Origin of the sequence: Allobosea sp. (genome assembly GCF_030694325.1) — a bacterium.
In the GTDB taxonomy this organism is placed as follows: domain Bacteria; phylum Pseudomonadota; class Alphaproteobacteria; order Rhizobiales; family Beijerinckiaceae; genus Allobosea.
This window is the reverse complement of the sequence record NZ_JAUXYO010000323.1, coordinates 1-6,732: the sequence shown is the minus strand read 5'-3', so window position 1 is coordinate 6,732 and position 6,732 is coordinate 1. Positions and strand designations below refer to the sequence as shown.

Sequence of the window (6,732 nt, the reverse complement as noted above, 5' to 3'; positions counted from 1 at the left end):
TCGATCAGCGCCTGCTCGTCGACGACCGTGCCGCGGCCGACATTGACGACGATGCCGTCGGGGCCGAGCGCCTTCAGCACCTCGGCGTTGATGATGTGGTGGGTCGAGGCACCGCCGGGCGCGACCGAGATCAGCGTGTCGACGTCCTGGGCCATCTCGACCAGCGAAGGATAGTAGCGATAGGCGACGTCGGCCTGGCGCGAGCGGCCGTGATAGACGATCGGCAGGCCGAAGGCCTCGATGCGCTGAGCCACCGCCTTACCGATCCGGCCGAGCCCGACGATGCCGACCTTGCGCTTGCGCAGCGAGGTCGTCAGCGGATAGGGGGCCTTCAGCCACTTGCCCTCGCGCAGATAGCGGTCGACCTGCGGCAGCTGGCGGACGGTGGCGATCAGCAGGCCGATGGCGAGGTCCGCGACCTCGTCAGTCAGGACGTCGGGCGTATTGGTGACGACGAGCCCGCGCCGGCCGGCCTCGGCCGCGTCAACATGGTCGTAGCCGACGCCGAAGCTGGAGATGACCTCGAGCTTCGGCAGTGCGTCGAACAGCGCGCCGTCGACGCGGTTATGCCCGCCGCCGGCGGCGACGCCGCGGACCCGGTCCGAGATCTCGCGCAGGAAGGCCGCCTTGTCCTCCGCCTTCCACAGTTCGTGCACGGTGAAGCGGGCCTTCAGCTGGTCGGCCGCATAGGCCATCATCGGGCCCGTCATCAGGATTTCGGTGGCGTTGGGCCGTGTCATGGTGCGTTTCCGTCAGGCTTCTGGGTGGAGGGCGGCGCTTGATCAGGCCGAGGTGAATCGATTAAATGCAGCCGTCGCCGACGCTTGCAAAGCCATCGGCACCGTGCGATCGGCCGGCTGCCATCCCACCACAGCGCGGGACCCCGCGGAAGCACAGCCTGTGCATATATAATATGATTTAATCACGCGGTTTTGTGGATGGCCGCGGCCGAAAGCGGGGTCAGCATCGCCAGCGTCGTGTTCAGGCTGTCGATCACGAGGGCCTTCATGCGGGTGGCTGCAAGGTCTCCGTCGCGCTGGACGATGGCATCCAGAACGCGCTCGTGATCGACCAGCGACGCAACGAAGAAATCGCGGTCGTCGATCGATTTGAGCAGCAGCGACCATTGCACCGTCGCCGCCACGGCGCTCGCCAGGCACATCAGCGTGGCGTTGTGGGAGGCGGCGAAAACCGCTTCGTGGAAGGCGAGGTCGGCCCGGATGGTGACGTCGTCATAGGGCTCGTTGTCGACCATGCCGCGGAAGGCGGCCTCGATGCGGGCGATGTCGGCGGCCGTACGCCGTTGCGCCGCCAACCGGGCTGCCGCCGGCTCGGCAAAACGGCGCAACTCGAAGAGATCGCGGATGAATTTCTCGTTCGGGTCGGCCTCGAAATGCCAGGCGAGGACATCGGGGTCGAGCAGGTTCCAGCTGTCGCGCGGCGCGGCTCGGGTGCCGCTCTTGGGCCTCGCCTCGACCAGCCCCTTTGCGGTGAGCACCTTGACGGCCTCGCGATAGGCGGTGCGCGAGACCGAGATGTCGCCCCTCAGATCGTCCTCGTCCGGCAGGACCTCGCCGGCCTTGACGGCCCCGGTGATGATCGCGACCGCGAGCTTCTGGGCGACCTGGCCGAACAGGCGGTCCGGATTGAGCGTCGTCGGCCGCGAATAGTCGCGCATCCGCATCGTCTGGCGCCTCCTCCTCGCGGCTCGTACGGGTGGCCGGCCCGCTGCCGCCCCGGCGCTTGACACGCCTGTGGGTATTGTATGACTTTATCGCAGATGAAGGCCGGTGCAAGGGACCGCGGTTCTCCGGAACGGGACGGTCCTTAGCCGACGGCAACCTTCATCGATCGGTCGCAACAGGCCGATAGACGATGCGGCCCGGACTCCGCCCTTCGTGGCGGATCACCGGGTCCACGGGGAAACGACGACGAGGAGACAGGCCCGATGGCCTCAGTGCAGATTGCCGACGTGCGCAAGGCGTACGGCTCGACGCAGGTGATTCACGGCGTCGATATCGACATCGAAGACGGCGAATTCGTCATTCTGGTCGGCCCGTCCGGCTGCGGAAAATCCACCCTGCTGCGGATGATCGCCGGGCTCGAGAACATCTCGGGCGGCGAAATCCGGATCGGCCCGCGCGTCGTCAACGACGTGCCGCCGAAAGAGCGCGACATCGCGATGGTGTTCCAGAACTACGCGCTCTACCCGCACATGACGGTCGCCGACAACATGGCGTTCTCGATGAAGCTGCGGAAGGCTCCCAAGGAGGAGATCGCCGATCGCGTCGGCAAGGCGGCCGCCATTCTCGGCCTCGAGAAGCTGCTCGATCGCTATCCGCGCCAGCTCTCCGGCGGCCAGCGCCAGCGCGTCGCGATGGGCCGCGCGATCGTGCGCGATCCGCAGGTCTTCCTGTTCGACGAGCCGCTCTCCAATCTCGATGCCAAGCTGCGCGTGCAGATGCGCACCGAGATCAAGGAACTGCACCAGCGCCTGAAGACCACCACGGTCTATGTCACGCACGACCAGATCGAGGCCATGACCATGGCCGACAAGATCGTGGTGATGCATGACGGCATCGTCGAGCAGATGGGCGCGCCGCTCGATCTCTACGACCGCCCGGCCAATCTCTTCGTTGCCGCCTTCATTGGCTCGCCCTCGATGAACCTGCTGAACGGCACGATCACGCCCGCCGGCTTCGAGACCGAGGGCGGAGTGGTCTGGCCGATCGGAACGCATCCGGCCGATTCCAACGGCAAGGCCGCGGTGCTCGGCATCCGGCCCGAGCATATCCAGCTCGACGACAACGGGCTCAAGGCCGAGGTCGTCGTGGTCGAGCCGATGGGCTCCGAGACGCAGGTCGTCGTCCGCTGCGGCGGGCAGAGCCTGACCTGCGTGTTCCGCGAGCGCATCACCGCCAAGCCGGGCGAACTGATCGGGATCACGCCCGACACCAATGTCACGCATCTCTTCGACGCCGGCACGGGGAAAAGCCTGGCGGCGTGATCCGATCATTCGCGCTCACGGGGGAGCAACTCCCGGAGCGCGATGAAGCACGAGGCCAAAGGGGCGCACCAGACCCCGGGCCTAGCAACCGAGTCCATGGGAGGACGCTGATGACCAAACCGACACGACGTTCCGCATTGAAGGGCCTCGCCGGCGTGGCGGGCGCCGGCGCTCTCGTCGGCTCCGGCATGACCGATTGGGCCAAGGCCTGGGCGCAGGCCTCGCCCTTCAAGCCCGAGGCGGGCGCGACCCTCAACGTGATGCGCTGGCGCCGCTTCGTCGTCGCCGAGGACGAGGCGTTCAACAAGATCGTCGCCGCCTTCACCGCGGCCACGGGCGTGCGCGTGACGGTGACCTCCGAGTCCTTCGACGACATGCAGCCGAAGGCCTCCGTCGCCGCCAACACCGGCACGGGCCCCGACATCTTCTGGTCGCTGTACTCGACGCCGCACCTGTTCCCGAACCGGTGCGTCGACGTGACCGACGTCGCCGATTATCTCGGCAAGAAGTATGGCGGCTGGGTGCCGGTGGCCGAGGCCTATGGCAAGCTCGGCAACAAGTGGATCGCGATCCCCGCCGCGATCAACGGCGGCTACCTCAACTACCGCATCTCGCAGATCAAGGCGGCCGGCTTCAACGAGGTGCCGCAGACGACCGCCGGGTTCCTGGAACTCTGCAAGGCGCTGAAGGCCAAGAACACGCCGGCCGGCTTCCCGCTCGGCCGCGCCTCGGGTGACGGCAACTCCTACGCCTACTGGCTGCTGTGGTCCCATAACGGCGCGCAGGTCGACGAGAACAGCAAGGTGATCATCCGCTCTCCCGAGACGGAAGCGGCGCTGAACTACGCCAAGTCGCTCTACGACACCTTCATCCAGGGCACGGCGGCCTGGAACGACGCTTCCAACAACCGTCTGTTCCTGTCGGGCGAACTCGGGCTGACCGCCAACGGCATCTCGATCTATGCGGCGGCGAACGCCTCCAGCGACCCGAAGCAGAAGGAAATCGCGGCGGATATGGACCATGCCTACTGGCCGATCGGCCCGGCGGGCAAGCCGACCGAGATCCAGCTCTGCTTCCCGATGATGGCGATGACCTACACGAAGTTCCCGAACGCCTGCAAAGCGTTCATGACCTACATGCTGGAAGCCGAGCAGTTCAACCCGTGGCTGGAGGCGGCCGCCGGCTACCTCACGCATACGCTGAACGCCTTCGACAACAACCCGGTCTGGACCAAGGACCCGAAGAACACGGTGTTCCGCGACGCTTCCAAGCGCAGCCTCGTCGCGGGCCACCGCGGCAAGCTCGACGAGAAGGCGGCGACCGCGATGGCGGACTTCATCGTTGTCGACATGTTCGCCAGCTTCTGCACCGGTCGTGAATCAGCCGCGGGGGCCATGCAGCTCGCCGAGCGGCAGCTGCAGCGCATCTACCGCTGACCGACCTCCGTCCGGCCGGCGTCAGCGCCGACCGGCGCCGAGGGAAGGGCCTTTCACCCTGTCTACGGGTCTTCTTCCCGGCGTCGCTCCGCGCCGCCGGGGGGACTGACACCCTATTATCGAGGAAGCGCTCGCGATGGCTTCAGGCTCGTTCGCCGCCCAACCGGAGACCACCGCCTGGACGAGGCTGATGGTCAACCGGAACTGGCTGGGCTTCTGGTTCATGGTTCCGACCATGATCTTCCTGCTGTTCTTCCTGGCCTGGCCGCTGATCCTGGGCATGTGGATGAGCATGACCGACATGCGCATCGGCCGGGGCGGCGTGTTCATCGGGCTGGAAAACTACCAGTACCTGCTCGAGGACCGCGACTTCCTGAACGCGACGGGTTTCACGCTCGCCTATACGGCGGTTGCCTCGGTGGTGAAGTTCGCGGTCGGGCTCTATCTCGCGATCCTCCTGAACAACCACATGCCGCTCAAGGCGTTCATCCGCGCCATCGTGCTGATCCCCTTCATCGTGCCCACCGTGCTGTCGGCGGTCGCGTTCTGGTGGATCTTCGACACCCAGTTCTCGATCTTCACCTGGCTGTTGCAGAAGGCCGGCTTTCTCGCCAAGGGCCAGTACATCAACTGGCTCGGCGACCCCTTCCTGGCGCAGTGCAGCGTCATCTTCGCCAATATCTGGCGCGGCATCCCCTTCATCGCCATCACGCTTCTGGCGGGCCTGCAGACCGTCTCGCCCTCGCTCTACGAGGCCGCGACGCTCGACGGCGCCTCGGGGTGGCAGCGCTTCCGCTTCGTGACCTATCCGCTGCTGACACCGATCATCGCCGTGGTGATGACGTTCTCGGTTCTGTTCACCTTCACCGATTTCCAGCTGATCTGGGCCATGACCCGCGGCGGCCCGGTCAACGCGACGCAGCTGATGGCGACCTTGTCCTATCAGCGCGGCATTCTGGGCGGACGGCTGGGCGAGGGCGCGGCGATCGCCACCGCGATGGTACCCTTCCTCCTGGCCGCCATCATGATCAGCTGGTTCGGCCTTCAGCGCCGCAAGTGGCAGCAGGGAGAGAGCAATGACTGACGCCGCCCTGAAACCCAACGCCGCCCCGGGCACGCTGTCCGACCATCGCGAGGGCATGGCCTACCTGGAGACGCTGCCGCGCAAGCTGGTGACCGTCTACATGCCGCTGGCCATCATTCTCGTGGTGCTGCTGTTCCCGTTCTACTGGATGGTGATCACCTCGATCAAACCGGATGCGCAGCTGCTCGACCTCGAAAACAGCAACCCGCTCTGGGTCAGCCAGCCGACCTTCCAGCACATCTACAAGCTGCTCTTCGACAGCGCCTATCCGCGCTGGCTGATGACGACGATGATGGTCGCGACCGCCGCGACCTTCCTCTCGATCTTCGCCAGCGTGCTGTCGGCCTATGCGATCACCCGCATCCGCTACAAGGGCGCGGCGACGGTGGGCGGGCTGATCTTCCTCGCCTATCTCGTCCCGCCCTCGATCCTGTTCATCCCGCTCTCGGCGGTAATCCACGCCTATGGCCTGTTCGACACGCCCTTCGCGCTGATCCTGACCTATCCGACCATCCTGATCCCGTTCTGCACCTGGCTGCTGATGGGCTATTTCAAGACCATTCCCTACGAGCTCGAGGAATGCGCCCTGATGGACGGGGCGAGCCGCTGGCAGATCCTGGTCAAGATCGTGCTGCCGCTGGCGATCCCGGGCCTGATCTCGGCCTTCATCTTCGCCTTCACGTTGTGCTGGAACGAGTTCATCTACGCGCTGACCTTCATCTCCTCGGACCACAACAAGACGGTTCCGGTGGCGATCATCTCCAACTTCGTCGACGGAGACATCTTCCGCTGGGGCTCGCTGATGGCAGGCGCCCTGATCGGCTCGCTGCCGCTGGTGATCCTCTACGCCTTCTTCGTCGAGCATTACGTGTCGGCGATGACGGGAGCCGTGAAGGAGTGAGGTCCCGCGGCGCAGGCGAGCTGTAGCCCCCCGCGCCGTCATGCGGTGTGCGACGGCGGGACCGCGCCGTTCGGGGCTCGCGCTGCGATCCTCGATCGTCCAGTCTCACGGCCCCATCCCGGGCCGGCGTCTGACGTCGCCGGGCGGACGTCAACAGAGGACCTGAGCAGAAGATGCCGACTTCCATCGCCTTCATCGGGCTCGGCGCCATGGGTGCGCCGATGGCCGAGAACCTCGTCAAGCGCCAGTTCCGCGTCACCGGCTTCGACATGCGCGAGAGCGCGCGCGAGGCGCTGGTCGCCGC

At 65.9% G+C, this 6,732-nt stretch carries 7 protein-coding genes; 5 read left to right on the top strand and 2 right to left on the bottom strand.

Annotated features, from left to right (window positions below; all coding sequences use genetic code 11):
• Positions 1-740: 2-hydroxyacid dehydrogenase (locus tag Q8M82_RS20760; protein WP_305693198.1), on the bottom strand; the 740-nt coding region annotated here is incomplete at its 3' end.
• A gap of 182 nt (positions 741-922) precedes the next feature.
• Complete coding sequence (locus Q8M82_RS20755; RefSeq protein ID WP_305693197.1) at positions 923-1,684, bottom strand: FadR/GntR family transcriptional regulator; 762 nt, start codon at positions 1,682-1,684, stop codon at positions 923-925.
• A 264-nt stretch (positions 1,685-1,948) separates the two neighbouring features.
• On the opposite strand from Q8M82_RS20755, the gene Q8M82_RS20750 reads away from it, so the two are divergent.
• From Q8M82_RS20750 to Q8M82_RS20730, 5 genes are all read left to right on the top strand, one after another.
• Positions 1,949-3,007: an ABC transporter ATP-binding protein gene (locus tag Q8M82_RS20750; RefSeq protein ID WP_305693196.1), complete on the top strand. Its 1,059-nt coding sequence runs from the start codon at positions 1,949-1,951 to the stop codon at positions 3,005-3,007.
• Positions 3,008-3,117: 110 nt separating this feature from the next.
• Complete coding sequence (locus tag Q8M82_RS20745) at positions 3,118-4,443, top strand: ABC transporter substrate-binding protein (protein WP_305693195.1); 1,326 nt, start codon at positions 3,118-3,120, stop codon at positions 4,441-4,443.
• A gap of 136 nt (positions 4,444-4,579) precedes the next feature.
• A complete protein-coding gene (locus Q8M82_RS20740) occupies positions 4,580-5,527 on the top strand; it encodes a carbohydrate ABC transporter permease (protein ID WP_305693194.1) in 948 nt (315 codons plus the stop codon).
• Positions 5,520-6,428, top strand: coding sequence for a carbohydrate ABC transporter permease (locus Q8M82_RS20735; RefSeq protein WP_305693193.1), 909 nt, complete (start codon positions 5,520-5,522; stop codon positions 6,426-6,428). The genes Q8M82_RS20740 and Q8M82_RS20735 overlap by 8 nt, the downstream gene beginning before the upstream one ends.
• A 173-nt stretch (positions 6,429-6,601) precedes the next feature.
• Positions 6,602-6,732, top strand: a 131-nt coding sequence (locus Q8M82_RS20730; protein ID WP_305693199.1) for an NAD(P)-binding domain-containing protein, incomplete at its 3' end; no start/stop codon positions are given.